Here is a 16,083-nt window from a genome sequence, read left to right as displayed (position 1 = left end):
TATCATGAAAATCTTGCAGTCGAAATGCAGATAAATATTGCTGAGGTTCAACGTGAAAGCTGTTTTTTTGGATCAATTCTCTCTCGATCAGAATGATTTAGATTTTTCGGGGTGGTATCAAGTCTTTGATGAGGTAACATTTTTTGAGCGCACTGATCCAGATCAAGTGCTTGAACGCATTGCGAATGTAGATGTGGTGCTGACCAATAAAGTGGTGATTACGGCAGACATGATGCAACAACGACCGCAGCTTAAATTAATTTTAATTTCAGCCACAGGCACCAATAATGTCGACTTAATCCAAGCAAAAGCTCAAAACATTGTGGTATGTAACTGTCAGGCATATGGTACTGCCGCTGTAGCTCAACATACCATGATGTTAATGCTCAACTTGGCAACGTCTTTTATTCAATATGATCGTGCAGTTCGTGCGGGTGAATGGAATAAAGCATCACAATTCTGTTTATTAGATTTCCCCATTGCTGAATTGAATGGTAAGACCTTAGGGATTTTGGGCTATGGTGAACTTGGTCAAGCAGTAGCGAAATTGGCTGAAGCCTTTGATATGAAGGTGATTGTGGCTCATTTACCAGGACGACCTGCAGCCGATGATCGTGTCAGTTTAGAAAGCTTGCTGCGTCAATCAGACTTTATTAGCTTACATTGTCCATTAACTGAAACAACACGCGACTTAATTGATACGGAAGCATTCAGTCTAATGAAGGAAAGTGCATATTTAATTAATTGTGCCCGTGGTGGCATTGTGAATGAACAAGCATTGGCGGAAGCACTAATAAATCGGAGAATCGCAGGGGCAGCGACTGATGTATTGAGTACAGAACCGCCTCAGCAAGGCAATGTGTTATTGAATTCGGATATCCCTAATCTCATTATTACACCACACAGTGCATGGGGAAGCGTTGAAGCACGTCAACGCATTGTGCAACAAGTACAGGAAAACGCAGCTGCATTTAAAGCGGGTCAACCGATCCGTCAAGTCAACTGAAGTTAAGCAATAAAAAAAGGTGCTGTGAGAAGCACCTTTTTTCTTGAAGAGATATAAATAAACTCAACCTAATAAATAAACTCCACTTAGGTTTGAATAAAACGACATGGTTTAACGTGGGACACCTGCATCACTGTCATCTACAGCTGGATTAGAGGTGGTAGCTCCACTATTAGGTAAAGCAACACTTTGACGCTGAATGGTCGGTTCTGCTTCAGGTGCTTGATTTTGACTTGCTAGCGTGGTGTTGGCTGATTGCGCAGTTTCAAGGTTGACTGAATTTTCTTGAACGGGTAAAGCGACCGATGCAGTAGTTGGAGCAGGGGAGGCTGTGACAGCAGGTGCTGTCGTTGGGTTGGGTTGACTCAAACTGCCTCTTTCGATGGGAACGCCACCTGCACCGACGAGGTTCTGTTTAGCATGCTGCACAGATTTAACAGTTGTATCTACGCCTTGACGAGCACCGTCACGTAATGCAACCGCTTTTTCATTGGTGAATTCTTTGGTGTTTTGCCAAGCTGAATCGACGGATGGCTTGATTTTAGCAATACCACGCTTGGTCGCATCATCAACGGTATTGGCTGTATTTTGCAAAGTCTCTTGTGCTTTGACTGCAAGTACTTTGGCTAAATTTGGATTGTCACCGTAAGCAGGATTGTTGCCTGTTAAAGTAGAGTCTTGAGCAAATGTAGTTGCTGAGCATAGCGTAATACAACTTACCAGCATCGTTTTCATTATGTTCATGAAGGATCCTCTTCTCAGTTCTGTATGGGTGGCGCTGTGACTCAATCGCCTCATCTGTACAAAACTTTTGAATTTTTTATCAGTTTCCAAGCAAACTACATGAGCGATGGGGCTGTTTCAATGTTGAAATGTATCTGTAACGTTGTGCTTCGGCAGTTTTAATGATTAACGCTACAATTTTTATTCATCTTGCATCGCTTAAAGGCTTTTAGGATACAACACTACATTGTGTGCATTAGATCGTGGACAATAAAATTAAAAGTAAAGTTTATCCTCCGATTCTAAGACAGGTGTTGATCAAACCAATATATTCAACATAAAAAAGTCTGAGCATTGATTCATGCTCAGACGCTGTTTATAAGAAATATAAAAATTAATGCTTCAGATATTGAGTCGGGACTTTTGGTAAAACCACGCTTGATGGGTATTGTGAATTCGAATAGATCGAAATCGATCCCAAAAGCGATGAAGTTAAATTTGGTAATGGGGCAACGCCTTTCCATACATCACTGGAAACCACCGAAATTTGAATACGATGGCCTTTCGGAATAAGCGCAGCAGTTGCTGGAATCTCAACATTGACCAAGACTGGCTTGTTTTTGTCTAAAGGCTGAATATCCGATGCTTTAAATGTATGCCAAGGTTGAATCATTTGTCCTTTGATATAACGAGAACGTGATTCGTCAACTTTACGCATGGACGCTGTGATAATACCCGTGCTTAATGTTTTAGCATTGCCCGTTCTTGGGTCCACATCGGATACACGTACGACTAAACCACTGTCTTTAGAGCTGGATGAAATCCACAAGTCAGCTTGTATCGGTCCATTTAAATAATAGTCTTCAGTTAAAGGTACTGAGTTAAAGACCGAAGCAGGAATATTTGCCAAGTTGCTATTTTCCAGACATGGGAACGGTAGGATAGACGTTGCACCAATGAGAACTTGTTCAACAGTACTTGAGCATAAACCGAAAGTTGGCGCTTGTAATAAGTAGTTTTCACCAGAGCTTGACGTTGGTCGATCTTTTGCAAGGTTTCCACGTGTATTTAAGAATAAACGATCTGGTTCTAATGCTACATGCGGCCAATCCGTACTGACGACATAATCTTCATAACCGTGCACCCATTGTGTGACATTAGGTAGAGTTTCAGCGCCAGTGTTGATGCCTTTTAAATATTGATCAAACCATTGAAGTTGCATTTTGTCTAAACGCGGTACATTACCTTTAGGCAAACTTGGGAAAAGTTGTGCGGCTTGAATGTGTGCCCAAGGGCCAATAAAGGTTTTTACTGTGGTATGACCTTTTAATGCTTCATGCCAAAGCGGTTCACTGCGTTGGAACAAATCACGTGTTCCCCCGACAATAAAAGTCGGAACTTTAATATTATTGGCTTGTTCTAACAGCGATCTTTCTTGCCAAAAGTCATTATCAAAGGCATCAGCTTTGCCTTTTAGAGCATTGGCAAAAAGCGGTATTTGGAATTCTGTACTGTTAATAATTTTATCGAGTGCGGTCAGTTTTCCAGTAATCGGATCTTGCACCAAGGTATCAATCGGTAAAGTACCCAACAGTGTAATTAAACTCATCCAAAGTGGAATGAAGTTAGTATTTAGCTGCCCGCCATTGAAAAGAATATCGCGGTACGCATCACCCATAGGTACGATTGGGAACGCTGCCTTGATTGCTGGATGTTGTGTCGCTGCACCCAGCATCGCCGTGATTCCTAAATAAGAAACGCCATATAAGCCGACATTTCCATCAGAGAAGCTTTGTTTACTTGACCAGTCAATAATTTCATAAGCATCTTGTTGTTCGACTTTACCAAAAGCTTCCCACTTACCTGTAGAGTTGCCTGTTCCACGAACATCTGCAACGACTGTTGCGTAGCCACGTTTCACCATTTCCGGGTCTGCACCACCTGCTATTGCTGAAACCTTACCTGCAACCCCTGCGCTATAGGCCGTTTGAATAACAATCACAGGGAATTTTGCATTGATAGGACGACCTGACTCATCCGCAGGGAGCGTGACATAAGTGGCGATTCGCGTTCCATCACGCATGGTAATCCACTGTGCTGGCAAGGTCACCGACTGAGGATATTCAGCAGGTCGATCATACAATTGCCATTGAGCATTGGCATTGGAAAGTGATGGGACTTGAGGTTGACTCGGAGATTGTCTAGTTCCGAGTCGGGTGTTTTTTAATGCAACGGGAGTACCTGGGAGCGTGACATCTGGGGAGGTCACTGGGTCGGGTTGAGGACTTAAATAGCTTAAGTCTGGTGTCACGTTTGGTGTTGGATTAATTGTTTTATTTGCTATGCCGATGGTGGTCGCAAGTATCGTGACACCAATGCCAACAGCAGCATAGAAAGAATTTAGCAATTTCATTACATAATTCCTTTTTGTTTTTCATTTTTTTAGTCGTGCTTGAGTGAAGAATGAAATATGCATAAAGCCAAATCGTTCCATTCATTTTATTGTTATGTCTCCTAATTTGATCAAAAAAGATAATTCAGATTAGGCTTTGATGTTGTATAATTGTTTAGTTTAACTAACAAGTTTGGGTCTTGTTGTTTGTCGGATTGGCAATAATATTTTGATTAAGTATTTTATTTTTAATATAAAAAAATATTGATTGGGTCAGTTTAAAAAATACAAGCGTATATAAATTAATCATAATTTAGAAGATATTTCTTCTATCTGATTTCTAAAGAAAATTGTTGAATGTGAGCACTTATGCCAATCAGGAGCTTTTATTGAAACTGTAGAAACTCAGCGCTATGTGAGACTTTCACCTTTATGAAAAAATCGTGATTAATCAAATTTTTTTACTCTGATATCTGAAGCAATACTGATTTAGGCAAAATATGCGTAGCTTTAAATCAAAGTCATTCCTCGAATAGATGATTTATATTTTTCTTAATCAGAGCACCAAGTTGAGGATCAAATCCATCTACCAAGAATCGGCTAATTAATCCTTCTATTAGTGTGTAAATTAATTCGGATAAGTCTTGTTTGCCCATATTCAAGCAATGTATTGATATTAATTCTTTTATCCATTGTTTATGATTTTGAGCAACTGAGATTATAGATTTATCGTTTTGGTTCGATTCAGCGACAGCTCTAACAAATAAGCATCCTTTAAAGGAGTCTTGTTGAAACCACTGCATATGCCAATCAAAAATTTTGTTTATTGCAGTAAGACCTTCTGATTTGCCAATATATTTAAACAAACTCTCTTTAAATTTTTCATCACGAGCTTTGAGAACGGATTCAACCAACTGCATCTTATTTTTGTAGTACGTGTACATCGTGGTTTTCGAACACCCTGATTGATCTCGAATTAAGTCTACACCTACGCCAACAAAGCTATTTTGGTTAAATAGTTTTTCTGCTGTATCAAGAATTTTTAATGCTGATTTTGACATCCTTGCAATCCTGAAAATAAAAATAGTACAGATCTGTACTATTTTTATTTTATCTGTATTATGCTTTTAAAACAATATTAAAAAGGCGATATCAGTATGCTTTCAATTTTTGAAGGAAAAGAAAAACTTACTGCTTTTCCTAAACCGCACGAAATGATTCGGAGCTTTATTGGAGGAACAATTAGTATTTTTTTGCTACTTTTGTTGAGTAAATTAACGGGAAATATTTATATCATGGCGCCTTTTGGCGCAACTTGTGTAATTCTTTATGCAGTATCACAGTCGCCATTAGCTCAACCTAGAAATGTGATTTTCGGTCATTTTATTTCTGCTTTTATCGGTCTATTTTTTCTTAAGTTCTTTCCTGATTCGATTTTGACTGTAGCTTTATCAGTTGGTTGTGCGATTACCTTAATGCAATTTTTTAGATGTGTGCATCCTCCAGCAGGAGCAAATCCATTGGTCATTTTATTAACAGCAGATTCAATCAGCTATGGATGGAATTTCCTCATATTTCCTGTGCTTTTAGGATCTGTGGCTTTAGTATTGATTGCGATGGTTGTGAATAATATTAAACCTAATCATAAATGGCCACTTTACGGTTTAGGTATAATCAAATCCAAGCCATGATTGAAATTCGCATCATTCGATTTTTTTTAATCTTATGTGAAACTACCTGAGATAGTCTTTCACTCAAACCTATCTTTTTTGAGACTTGGCGCTGGTCGAGTCACTTTATACTCCCCACTTATAAAAAAAAAGCACAGTTGGTTTTAGCCAATTGTGCTGTCGTAGTTTATGAGTGATCAGATGAATGGTTTTTTAGAGTCTTAGAAATGTTCACACTGTTGAAGATTTTGCGCTTTAAAGTGGTTTTTGAGCGCGTTGAAATTGGTTTGTTTTACTGAATCTTGAATATCAAACACGGTTTGTTTGTTTTCGACATCAGCATCTAAATTTGAATGCGCTGACATCAGTTGCTCCCCTTGGAAGAACCAGTATTCAGTGGCTTTGCCTGTTGCAAAGTTGCCAGTGAACTCGATCAGACAGTTTTCTTTTTGTTTGATGAGTCGTGCTAAGTTGTCTTTGGTTTCAGGCTCAACAGCAATGTTTTTGTGTTGTTCTAAAACAATAGGTGCGTTGGGATTAGTTGGTGTAGTTGAACATGCTGTAAGAATTAAACAAATTAAAGCTGAAATGACTAAAGTTTGGATTTTCATCGTCGGTCTTATATTTTGATCTCTATGAGTTTAAGTATATGAATTTGAAATTAGAAAGCCTATAGGCAGATGGTTGAGTTTTGGTGAATCAGATCTTATAGGTTAGATAAAATAATCTAAAGATTAATTAATTATTTCAAATATAGCCTCTCCGTAATTTATTTGAATTAATACTCTCTCTCCTTTAGTTGTGGGTTCAATTTTTAGTGAAAAAAGTCCAGTATTAAGAATTAAATCATTAAGATTTTTAAAACCATATTCCATTTTAATTCTTTTATTCGCATCAGGGAATTTTTGACTAATTAATGCGCTTACAGTTGTAAGTGATAACCAACCATTATTCTTTTTATTGTTAGTAATTAAGTTCTCAATCTCTTTGTAAATTTCATCTGCAGGGAAAATTAGACGTGTTTTAAACAAATTAGATTTCAAAAAATCAATTTGTGTTTCTAGTGATTTTTGAGCTGTCATACAATATTGCTCAAATTGATCTAAAAAAGGTTTATGTTTGGATTCAAGGTTCAATAAATAATCGATAGCAGCTTTAGAGTCTTCAAAATTAGATAAATTGTATTTTTCTTGAAAATGGTGTGCTATGAAATTTCGATCTTTAACGAATTCTTGTAGTTGGTTGTTCAGTTTACTATGGCTGTGTTCACATAGATTAAAAGATATTTTCATATCCAGTCGAATAGCATTTTCAAGTTCAGGACTTAAAGTATCTTCTTGGTCTTGGGAAGGATTGACTAGAAATAATGAATTTAACGCTTTTGTGCTTAAACCACCTAGTGTTTGGTTTTGAACAGATGGTTCTATAATTAGAGGAGAATCATTAGGTTTAGAAATAATAGTCCTATTCATTTTTACTAGATTTTTTAGCCTCATCTCTATTGTTTGAAAACGGATTAGATGCTTCCCAAGTAAGCTATAAATTTTTTCATGAATTTGCTCAATATTTTGCATTTTAAATAATTATAAAAAAACCCCACTCATTTATAGCGGGGTTTTCTTTAACTTACAAGAAGTTATGGATTAGTGCTGTAACACCGAAATATCAGCCACTTTCGTAAACAAGTCACGAAGCTGTGCAAGCATACGCAAACGGTTCGCTTTTAATTCAGCATCATCAGCCATGACCATTACACCGTCAAAGAACGCATCTACAGGTGCACGAAGTGCAGCAAGTGCAGACAGTGCAGCTGTGTAGTCTTTGGCAGCAAATAACGGTTCAACCACAGGCGTAATTTTCGCAAGTTCAGCGAATAATGCTTTTTCAGCATCTTCAACCAAGTTTGCTTCAACCACTTGACCTTCAGGTGCAGCTTCTTTCGCAAGAATGTTTGCAACACGCTTGTTAGCAGCAGCAAGTGCAGCAGCTTCAGGCAATGCACGGAAGTGATTTACCGCATTTACACGCTTGTCAAAATCAAGTGGAGATTTTGGAGACAACGCTTGAACGGCTTGAATCACATCTACAGCAACGCCTTGGTCTTCGTATTTCGCACGGTAACGACCTTCAAGGAATGCAACAGCATCATTTAGTGTCTTATCGTGATCTTTCAATACATCGCCATAAGCAGCGAGTGCTAGTTTGATCAAATCTTCAATGGATACATCAAGCTCGTTTTCAGTCACAAGACGTAAAATACCAATTGCAGAACGACGCAGTGCAAACGGGTCTTTAGAACCTGTAGGTGCTTGACCAATACCAAAAATACCTGTGAGCGTATCTAAACGGTCAGCAAGGGCAATCGTTGTACCTGTTTTGGTTTTCGGTAAAACATCACCTGCGAATTTAGGTAGGTACTGCTCACCTAAAGACTCAGCAACTTCGTCATTTTCGCCTTCAAGACGTGCGTAGTAAGTACCCGCAATCCCTTGAAGTTCTGGGAATTCACCCACAAGTTCAGAGGTTAAGTCACATTTTGCAAGAAGCGCCGCTTTTTCAGCATCTTCCGCTTTTGCACCTGTAATAGGAGCCAAAGCAACAGCGAGTTTTGCAATACGTTCAGACTTGTTCCAAAGCGTACCCAATTCTGCTTGGAAGACCATGTTCGCAAGTTTCTCTTTACGAGAAGCAAGCGGTTGTTTTTGGTCTTGTAAGAAGAAGAATTCAGCATCCGACAAACGTGGACGAACCACTTTCTCGTTACCTTCAATAATTTGTGTCGGGTCTTTCGACTCAATGTTTGACACAGTAATGAAGTACGGTTGAAGTTTATTGTCAGCGTTTACTAAGCAGAAGTACTTTTGGTTGTCCTGCATTGTGGTGATCAATGCTTCTTGAGGAACAGCAAGGAAACGTTCTTCAAAGCTAGCACGAAGTGCAACAGGCCATTCAACCAGTGCAGTTACTTCATCACGTAAATCACTTGGCACAATCGCAATTGCATTTACTTCATCAGCTAATGCTTTGACTTGACCATCGATAATTGCTTGACGCTCTTCAAAGTTTGCCACAACGTAAGCTGCTTTTAACTTCGCTAAGTATTCATCAGCGTGCGTTAAAGTAATTGCTTCAGGTGCATGGAAACGATGACCAAATGTTACGTTACCTGCTTTGTGATCTTGAATCGTTGCATCAACAACGTCGTTGTCTTTAAGCAATACTACCCATTTTACAGGACGTACAAATTCAGTACGGCTTGCCGCAGAACGCATACGTTTCGCAATTGGAAGATTGTCCAATGCATTTTGTAAAATTTGTGGAAGTAAAGCATCAAGGCTTTGACCTTTCACGTCTTTTAAGTAGCAAACTTTTTCAACTTTACCAGCTTGGAAAGTCGAGATTTGATCAACCGTGATGCCTTGACCACGCATAAAGCCTTCAAGCGCTTTAGTTGGGTTACCTTCAGCATCAAATGCAGCTTGTTTCGCAGGGCCATCAAAACGTTTTTGCGTGTCCGCTTGTGCACTATCAACGTTTACAATTTTAAGCGCAAGACGACGTGGTGCTGCATAGGCTTCGATAGAATCAAACGCTAAGCCAGCATCTTTTAAGCCTTTTACTGTTTCTGCTTGTAGTGCATCACGTAATTTTTTAAGGCTTTTTGGCGGAAGTTCTTCACAACCTAATTCGAACAAAACGGTATGTTTAGACATTATTTGCTCTCCTCAGATTTTGCTTCTGCTTCAACTTGTGCCTTTAACTGTGCCAATACTTCATCACGTAATGCAGGTTCTGCCATTGGGAAACCAAGTTCCGCACGTGCAGCCACATAAGCATTTGCAATTGAACGTGCCAATGTGCGTACACGTAAGATATAACGCTGACGTTCTGTCACAGAAATTGCACCACGCGCATCAAGCAAGTTAAAGCTATGAGACGCTTTAACCACTTGCTCATACGCAGGAAGTGGAAGTTTTGCTTCGATTAAACGTGTTGCTTCAGTTTCATAGAAGTCGAAGAGTTCAAACAGTTTATCGACAGGTGCGTATTCAAAGTTATAAGTCGACTGTTCAACTTCATTTTGATGGAATACATCACCATAAGTCACTGTACCAAACTGACCTTTAGTCCAAACCAAATCGTAAACTGAGTCTACACCTTGCAAGTACATTGCAAGACGCTCTAAACCGTAAGTGATTTCACCGGTAACAGGGTAGCATTCAACACCACCAACTTGTTGGAAATAAGTGAACTGAGTCACTTCCATACCGTTTAACCATACTTCCCAACCTAAGCCCCACGCGCCAAGCGTTGGAGATTCCCAATTGTCTTCTACGAAACGAATGTCATGTACCAACGGATCAATACCAATCGCTTTAAGCGAGTCAAGATACAACTGTTGGATGTTGTCTGGGTTTGGCTTAAGTACCACTTGGAATTGGTAGTAATGTTGCAAACGATTTGGGTTTTCACCATAACGACCGTCTTTCGGACGACGTGAAGGTTGAACGTATGCAGCGTTCCAAGTTTCAGGCCCTAATGCGCGTAGGAAAGTTGCAGTGTGGAATGTACCTGCACCCATTTCCATGTCGTAAGGCTGTAACACGACGCAGCCTTGCTCCGCCCAGTAGTTTTGTAAGGCAAGAATTAAGCCTTGGAAAGTATCAATATGCGATATGGCGCGACTCATGGTCTTCCACTTAAAATTAGAGAAAAATTGCGCTCAATTATAAGGACTTTAGCAGGGAGTGGCAAAGGTTAGTCCATAAATTTGTGCGGCCAACTCAATTGCTAAAAAGTTTGCATACTTGGAGCAGAACGACATCTGTAGTGTTCTTTCCTAGATGTCGAAGTTTTTAATCAGATGGCATGAAATAAACCTCAGTTGATTTCATTTTTACTTTAATTTTTGGCATCTCATTGGGAATATTCCATCGGAGATAATGAATAAATCTTTGAATCTCTGTATCACTATGTTATAAATGTTATGTTATAACATTTCAAATGTAATGTATTGTCATAATAAGAGATGATCTCCATGAAAAACCAATTACCAAAGATCAGCATTTTGCTTTCAGCTATTTTACTGACAGCTTGTGGTGGTAGTGATAACAACAAATCAAATCAGAATAATCCGCCTGAAAAACCAACAACTGTGGTAAATCAAGAGGGGAGACTTTTGATCATCAATGATCAAGTCGATCGACCAGAATTGAGTTTATTCGATTTAGAACAGCAAAAAGTCATCGATGTTAAACAACTGAAGACGATGCCATTTGCGTTACATAGCAGTCCCAGTTCACGTTATGGCATCTTGATGGATCGAGTTGGTGGAACTGTTAATTTTTATGACAGCGGTTTAAGTGATAAGGGAACTGCTTCACCTCAGTTATTGAACTTCCAACTCAATGGTGCTGCACCTACGCATTATCGGAATTTTAATGGTCAGGCTGCTATTTTTTATGATGGTAGCGAGACTGAAACATCAAAATTTGATGTATTCACAGATGCAGGAATCGCTTCAAAAAATGTGGCATCGCAAAAGCTTCCGTTTAAACATCATGGCGTAGCTGAACCGTTGGGTGAGTATGTATTGAGTTCATATTCAGGATCAGGTGAAACATTAGCAAGTGTGGTGAGAAATTACGAACTGCATGGTGATCATTTCCATGGTCAAAATAATTTAGAAAATACGTGTCCAGGTTTGCACGGAGCCTCATCGGTTAAAGGTTATAGTGCATTTGGCTGTGAAGACGGCGTGTTACTTGTCGAGCATGGTGTTGCAGGTCTTTTTAAAGACTCGAAGATTAAGTTGGATGTTCGTATTGGTACAGTCGTCGGCCAAGCCAATGCGCAAGAGCTAGTTGGATTGGCGTCCGCTACACCTGATTTATTCATTATCAATGGTGCAAATAAGCTGATTCAACAAATTCCATGGACTGAGAAAGATACCAATGTGAAACGTCTTCAGCAGACATATAGCCAATCTGGCGATTATTTCGTGATACTCGATTCATTGGGGCAATTGGTGATTTTAGATACTGAGTCTTGGACAGTGAAACATCGTATTCAAGTGATTGAGCAAGGTTCAGAAGCGATAGAGAAGGCAGCGCTGATTGCGCATGGTCAGCAAGATCGTGTTTTCATCAATAATGTGGTGACGAAACAGATTCATGAGATTGATTTGAAATCGGCCAAGATTGAACGCAGTATCAAGCTAGATGCCGTACCACAAAAATTCACTTGGTTGGGTGTTGCAAAATAAATAAAAGACTGGCTTTGAATCGACAAGAAAAAAGCACGATACCGTGCTTTTTTCTTTTTTGAACATTTATTTAGATCAGATAAAGAACCAATAGATAAATAGTGAAACAATGAAAATACACATAATATTCAGGACGAAGCCGACTTTCATCATTTCGGACTGTTGAATATGTCCAGTACCAAATACGATGGCATTTGGTGGTGTCGCAACAGGAAGCATAAATGCACAAGAAGCACCAATGCCGATCACAATAACTAAAATTTCCTTAGGCATACCCATTTGATCGGCAATCGCTGCAAAGACTGGTACTAACAGTGCAGCAGATGCAGTGTTACTGGTGAATTCTGTTAAAAAGACAATAAATGTTGCTACAACAAAAATAATCATCAATGGTGAGGTATCACCAAACACATTTGCAAGCGTTTGACCAAGTACCAATGAACTGCCTGAATCTTTTAAAATTGCACTGAGGGTTAAACCACCGCCAAATAAAAATAAAACGCCCCAATCTGTATTTTCAGCAACTTGTTTCCATGTTGCAGTGCCGATAATCACGACCAAGCATGCTGCCAAAACAGCAATCCAAGTATCAGGTTGTGAAATACCAAAGTTCTCGGTCAGCTTTTTGCTGAAGATCCAAGCAATAGCCGTACAGACAAACAATACCATTGTTGCAATTCGAGTACCCGTCCAAGGAATATCCTCAGTCACAAATTGCACTTTATGATTGAGCTTAGGTCTAAGTACCAAATAAAGACTCAAGAGCATGGCAGGTAAAATAAGCATCATCATCGGTAAACCGATTTTCATCCAATCTGCAAAATCATAGTCTAAAGCCTTAGCCGCGATTGCATTTGGTGGAGAGCCAACCATGGTCCCTAAGCCACCAATACTTGCAGAATAGGCAATACCTAACAGGATAAAAACAAATGTTTTTCGGTCTTTGGTTAAATCCAAGTGAGAAAGTAAACCAAGAGCAAGCGGTAACATCATTGCAGCAGTTGCCGTATTTGAAATCCACATAGATAAAAGTGCTGTTACAGCAAAAATCGCCATTACAGAGATGCCGAGATGACCACCAGACATAGAGATGATCCACATCGCAATTTTTTTATCCAGCTTTTGAATATGCAAAGCGGTCGCCAATGCGAAGCCACCAAAAAATAAAAAAATCACAGGATCTGCAAATGTAGCTAATGCCGCTTGTGTTGTGATTGGTATAAGCTCATCGCCTTTAGCCATAGGCATCACGAGAAGAACCGCGAGTACGGGTACCAATAGGGCGGTAATCGTGATATGGATGGCCTCAGTCAGCCATAAAATGCCGATAAAGCAAAGTAATGCCAACCCTTTATTGGCGTTTTCATCATAGGGTAAGACTTGATAGAGTCCATAAGAAATAAAAGCGGCGATCAGTATCAACACCCAACCTTTGATCAGCCCTTTTGGCATCATGTTGGTCGGGGTCGCGAGTTGTTCCGTCATATTCGCTCCTTTTGAATATCGCTATAGGCTTTATAGTTGCATGTATTAAACTTCTTAATTCTGAAGAATGAATATCCTTATCATTTTTCAAAATATACTATTTAAACAATGAAATCGATTGTTCTAATAAATTATAGCTTTGCCACAGGGCTTGAATACCGAGCAAAAGTAATAGGATCAATACTGTATTTTTAAAAAACTGTTGAGAAATGTGTTGCCTGATCCGTCCGCCGATCCATACCCCAAATATCGCAAAAACACAGATCAACATGACTAAAAGTTGTTGATGCTCATCAATATTGACCAAAATTGGGTAAAGTAGAAGGAGTTGTATCAATTTGCTGGCGATAAAGCTTAAATTACTCACGATCACAATATCGGTTTTACTCAGCTGACAGCTGAGTAAATACATCATTAGAAATGGTGCCATTGCATTGGTAGCACCACCGATAATGCCTGCTAACAGACCGAATATCAGCATATTGAGCACTGACGGGCTAACGGCGAATGAATGTTGTCGTAATTGATCAATCACATACAGCACCATCACCATGCCAAGTAAAAGCTTTAAATAACCTTCATTGAGCCACAATAAAAGTTTTACCCCAAGCAGACTGCCAACTAAGCTACTTAGAATAAGGGGGGAAAATCTTATGCTGTAGTGTTGAATGCTCTGCCATATTGAATAGTGAGGGTGAGCAGTTAGCAGAATTAAATTTAAAATGAGACAGGGAAGAATGACCAAAGTGACAGCGAGGCTGAGCGGGAGTTGAGTAGAGAGTACGGCGGTACTCATCATGGGAAAGCCGAAACCGCTCAGGCCATGTAATAATGCGGCCAGTGCGCATAGCCACAATACCATCCATTCCGACTGTGCCATTGATTGTCCATATTTATTGTTTTGTTCAAGTTAGCGCTATTTTGAGAAAGATGCAAAATGAGAATAAAAAAAACACGATAATTGGGGGAAATTATCGTGTTGAAAAACTCACCCGAGGTTGTGTGGGTGATTGAGGGTAAACTCAAGTTAAAGCGGTGATCTATCCTGATGTACAGTGCGCATTGGACGATCATAAGTATTTGAATGTTCGTGCTGAACTTTATTTTTTGGCATCACTAACCAAAGCACTAAGTACACTAAAATTCCTGGAAATGCAGCGCTCATCACTGACACTAGAACAAAAATAATTCGTAATAAATTCGCATTCCAACCAAAACGTTCAGCAATACCGCCCATCACACCAGCAATCATGTTAGAGCGGTTTGAGCGATATAAACCAACATTGGCCATTGAGTTCTCCTTTAGAACCTAAAATAGTCATGAAATAGACTTCGCAATTTCTCTTTGACGTTTGTCTATACTTTTTATATGGAGAATAATTTTTCGTTTTAAAGGATGTTATTCAAAAAATATCGTAATTTTATGTAATGAAAAAGATAAAACCTAGATGTGGTATAGGTTCTTAATAATTAGACAGATCAGGCTAATACTTGTATATCCCTATTTTATAAGGATAATATTTTTATACATCGCAATTTATGAAATGGCTCAAGATATAAAATGATGAATTTAAATTTTAAAGTTCATTCAATCTCAATGTTCAGCATTATCGCCATCATGAATATTGCACTTGCGGCATGTAGCCAGAATGAATCGCCACACATTGAACACATCAACCAAATTCAGGAGTCGCATACGCCTGAGTCATCTAACTCATTAACGAATGTTGCAGGTAAGGCACGGCCTCCAGTTCAAGAGAAAGCGGATACAACACCGCAGTCTGTTGCTAAAGAATGGCAGAAATTTGTAGGTCGTTACCAAACCACCATGCAATGTGATGATGGCTTTGCTCGTTGTGATAAGGGTGAAGCTGAGTTTATTATCAATTTATTGGCTGATGGCACAGCTCATCGTATTTTTATGCATCGTGGTAAGGTTGAATTTACAACGCAACGTCAATATCGCCAAGATCGTTGGTTGTATGATCCGCATCACCATCAAATCATTATTTTGAGAGAGAGTGGGGTTCAATTTTTTTACGATTTGGATGAGCAGGGTAATATGGTCATGGATCTTGATAAAATTGCCAATGCAACGCAAGTGAACCAAACTTTCTTTAAAGACAATCCGCTTCCGTCACGTGCATATACTTTGCAACGTCAAAAGCTTTGAAGATATAAGAATTGATACTCTATGAGGGTAGCTTGTATTATATTGCAGACAATAAAAAAGCCTTTCAAGATGAAAGGCTTTTTTAAGAATCTGGTGGGTCGTCCGCGACTCGAACGCGGGACCAACGGATTAAAAGTCCGCTGCTCTACCAACTGAGCTAACGACCCATAGGGGTTTCAAAATAAGTGGTGGGTCGTCCGCGACTCGAACGCGGGACCAACGGATTAAAAGTCCGCTGCTCTACCAACTGAGCTAACGACCCATCTCGTTTTGATGTTGCGTATTTTAGCAAGTTATTTGAGTAGCGCAAGTAAAAAATATAAAACTTTGTTACGTTTGGCTAGAAATGACACAATTTCGTGTTTTCTA

Annotated in this window: 14 protein-coding genes and 2 tRNA genes; 4 read left to right on the top strand and 12 right to left on the bottom strand. The window is 39.3% G+C overall.

Going from position 1 to position 16,083, the window contains the following annotated elements:
* Window positions 1-52 precede the first annotated feature (52 nt).
* Window positions 53-1,006: a 2-hydroxyacid dehydrogenase gene (locus AC1M9P_RS08760; protein WP_481587351.1), complete on the top strand. Its 954-nt coding sequence runs from the start codon at window positions 53-55 to the stop codon at window positions 1,004-1,006.
* A 111-nt stretch (window positions 1,007-1,117) separates the two neighbouring features.
* Here the strand turns inward: AC1M9P_RS08760 and AC1M9P_RS08755 are convergent, their stop codons facing one another.
* The 3 genes from AC1M9P_RS08755 to AC1M9P_RS08745 form a co-directional block, all read right to left on the bottom strand.
* Window positions 1,118-1,750, bottom strand: coding sequence for a hypothetical protein (locus AC1M9P_RS08755; RefSeq protein WP_481587350.1), 633 nt, complete (start codon window positions 1,748-1,750; stop codon window positions 1,118-1,120).
* 373 nt (window positions 1,751-2,123) lie between these two features.
* A complete protein-coding gene (locus tag AC1M9P_RS08750) occupies window positions 2,124-4,142 on the bottom strand; it encodes a CocE/NonD family hydrolase (protein ID WP_481587349.1) in 2,019 nt (672 codons plus the stop codon).
* 500 nt (window positions 4,143-4,642) lie between these two features.
* Window positions 4,643-5,182: a TetR/AcrR family transcriptional regulator gene (locus AC1M9P_RS08745; protein WP_481587348.1), complete on the bottom strand. Its 540-nt coding sequence runs from the start codon at window positions 5,180-5,182 to the stop codon at window positions 4,643-4,645.
* A gap of 96 nt (window positions 5,183-5,278) precedes the next feature.
* On the opposite strand from AC1M9P_RS08745, the gene AC1M9P_RS08740 reads away from it, so the two are divergent.
* Window positions 5,279-5,812, top strand: a complete 534-nt coding sequence (locus tag AC1M9P_RS08740; RefSeq protein WP_481587347.1) for an HPP family protein — start codon at window positions 5,279-5,281, stop codon at window positions 5,810-5,812.
* A gap of 200 nt (window positions 5,813-6,012) precedes the next feature.
* On the opposite strand, the gene AC1M9P_RS08735 is transcribed toward AC1M9P_RS08740, so the two are convergent.
* The 4 genes from AC1M9P_RS08735 to glyQ all read right to left on the bottom strand — a co-directional run bounded on the left by AC1M9P_RS08735 (window position 6,013) and on the right by glyQ (window position 10,481).
* Window positions 6,013-6,402, bottom strand: coding sequence for a hypothetical protein (locus AC1M9P_RS08735; protein ID WP_481587346.1), 390 nt, complete (start codon window positions 6,400-6,402; stop codon window positions 6,013-6,015).
* Window positions 6,403-6,525: 123 nt separating this feature from the next.
* Complete coding sequence (locus tag AC1M9P_RS08730; RefSeq protein WP_481587345.1) at window positions 6,526-7,365, bottom strand: OST-HTH/LOTUS domain-containing protein; 840 nt, start codon at window positions 7,363-7,365, stop codon at window positions 6,526-6,528.
* 69 nt (window positions 7,366-7,434) lie between these two features.
* Window positions 7,435-9,504: a glycine--tRNA ligase subunit beta gene (glyS, locus tag AC1M9P_RS08725; RefSeq protein WP_481587344.1), complete on the bottom strand. Its 2,070-nt coding sequence runs from the start codon at window positions 9,502-9,504 to the stop codon at window positions 7,435-7,437.
* On the bottom strand, window positions 9,504-10,481 hold the full coding sequence (gene glyQ / locus AC1M9P_RS08720; protein WP_035264216.1) for a glycine--tRNA ligase subunit alpha: 978 nt from the start codon (window positions 10,479-10,481) through the stop codon (window positions 9,504-9,506). Before glyQ ends, glyS begins: the two co-directional genes overlap by 1 nt.
* 348 nt (window positions 10,482-10,829) lie before the next feature.
* On the opposite strand from glyQ, the gene AC1M9P_RS08715 reads away from it, so the two are divergent.
* On the top strand, window positions 10,830-12,056 hold the full coding sequence (locus AC1M9P_RS08715; RefSeq protein ID WP_481587343.1) for a hypothetical protein: 1,227 nt from the start codon (window positions 10,830-10,832) through the stop codon (window positions 12,054-12,056).
* 75 nt (window positions 12,057-12,131) lie between these two features.
* Here AC1M9P_RS08715 and AC1M9P_RS08710 read toward each other — a convergent pair whose 3' ends face one another.
* From AC1M9P_RS08710 to AC1M9P_RS08700, 3 genes are all read right to left on the bottom strand, one after another.
* Window positions 12,132-13,541: an SLC13 family permease gene (locus AC1M9P_RS08710; RefSeq protein WP_481587342.1), complete on the bottom strand. Its 1,410-nt coding sequence runs from the start codon at window positions 13,539-13,541 to the stop codon at window positions 12,132-12,134.
* 97 nt (window positions 13,542-13,638) lie between these two features.
* Window positions 13,639-14,421, bottom strand: a complete 783-nt coding sequence (locus AC1M9P_RS08705) for a sulfite exporter TauE/SafE family protein (RefSeq protein ID WP_481587341.1) — start codon at window positions 14,419-14,421, stop codon at window positions 13,639-13,641.
* A 147-nt stretch (window positions 14,422-14,568) separates the two neighbouring features.
* Window positions 14,569-14,832 (bottom strand): PspC domain-containing protein, encoded by a 264-nt coding sequence (locus tag AC1M9P_RS08700; RefSeq protein ID WP_179998741.1) that lies wholly within the window; start codon window positions 14,830-14,832, stop codon window positions 14,569-14,571.
* A 270-nt stretch (window positions 14,833-15,102) separates the two neighbouring features.
* Between AC1M9P_RS08700 and AC1M9P_RS08695 the strand changes: the two genes are divergently transcribed.
* Window positions 15,103-15,714 (top strand): hypothetical protein, encoded by a 612-nt coding sequence (locus AC1M9P_RS08695; protein WP_051586498.1) that lies wholly within the window; start codon window positions 15,103-15,105, stop codon window positions 15,712-15,714.
* Window positions 15,715-15,805: 91 nt separating this feature from the next.
* On the opposite strand, the gene AC1M9P_RS08690 is transcribed toward AC1M9P_RS08695, so the two are convergent.
* Window positions 15,806-15,881, bottom strand: a tRNA-Lys gene (locus AC1M9P_RS08690).
* A gap of 19 nt (window positions 15,882-15,900) precedes the next feature.
* A tRNA-Lys gene (locus tag AC1M9P_RS08685) sits at window positions 15,901-15,976 on the bottom strand.
* Window positions 15,977-16,083 lie beyond the last annotated feature (107 nt).

The organism is Acinetobacter sp. 25-47-122, from assembly GCF_056779695.1.
This window is presented reverse-complemented; position numbering and strand designations above follow the sequence as displayed.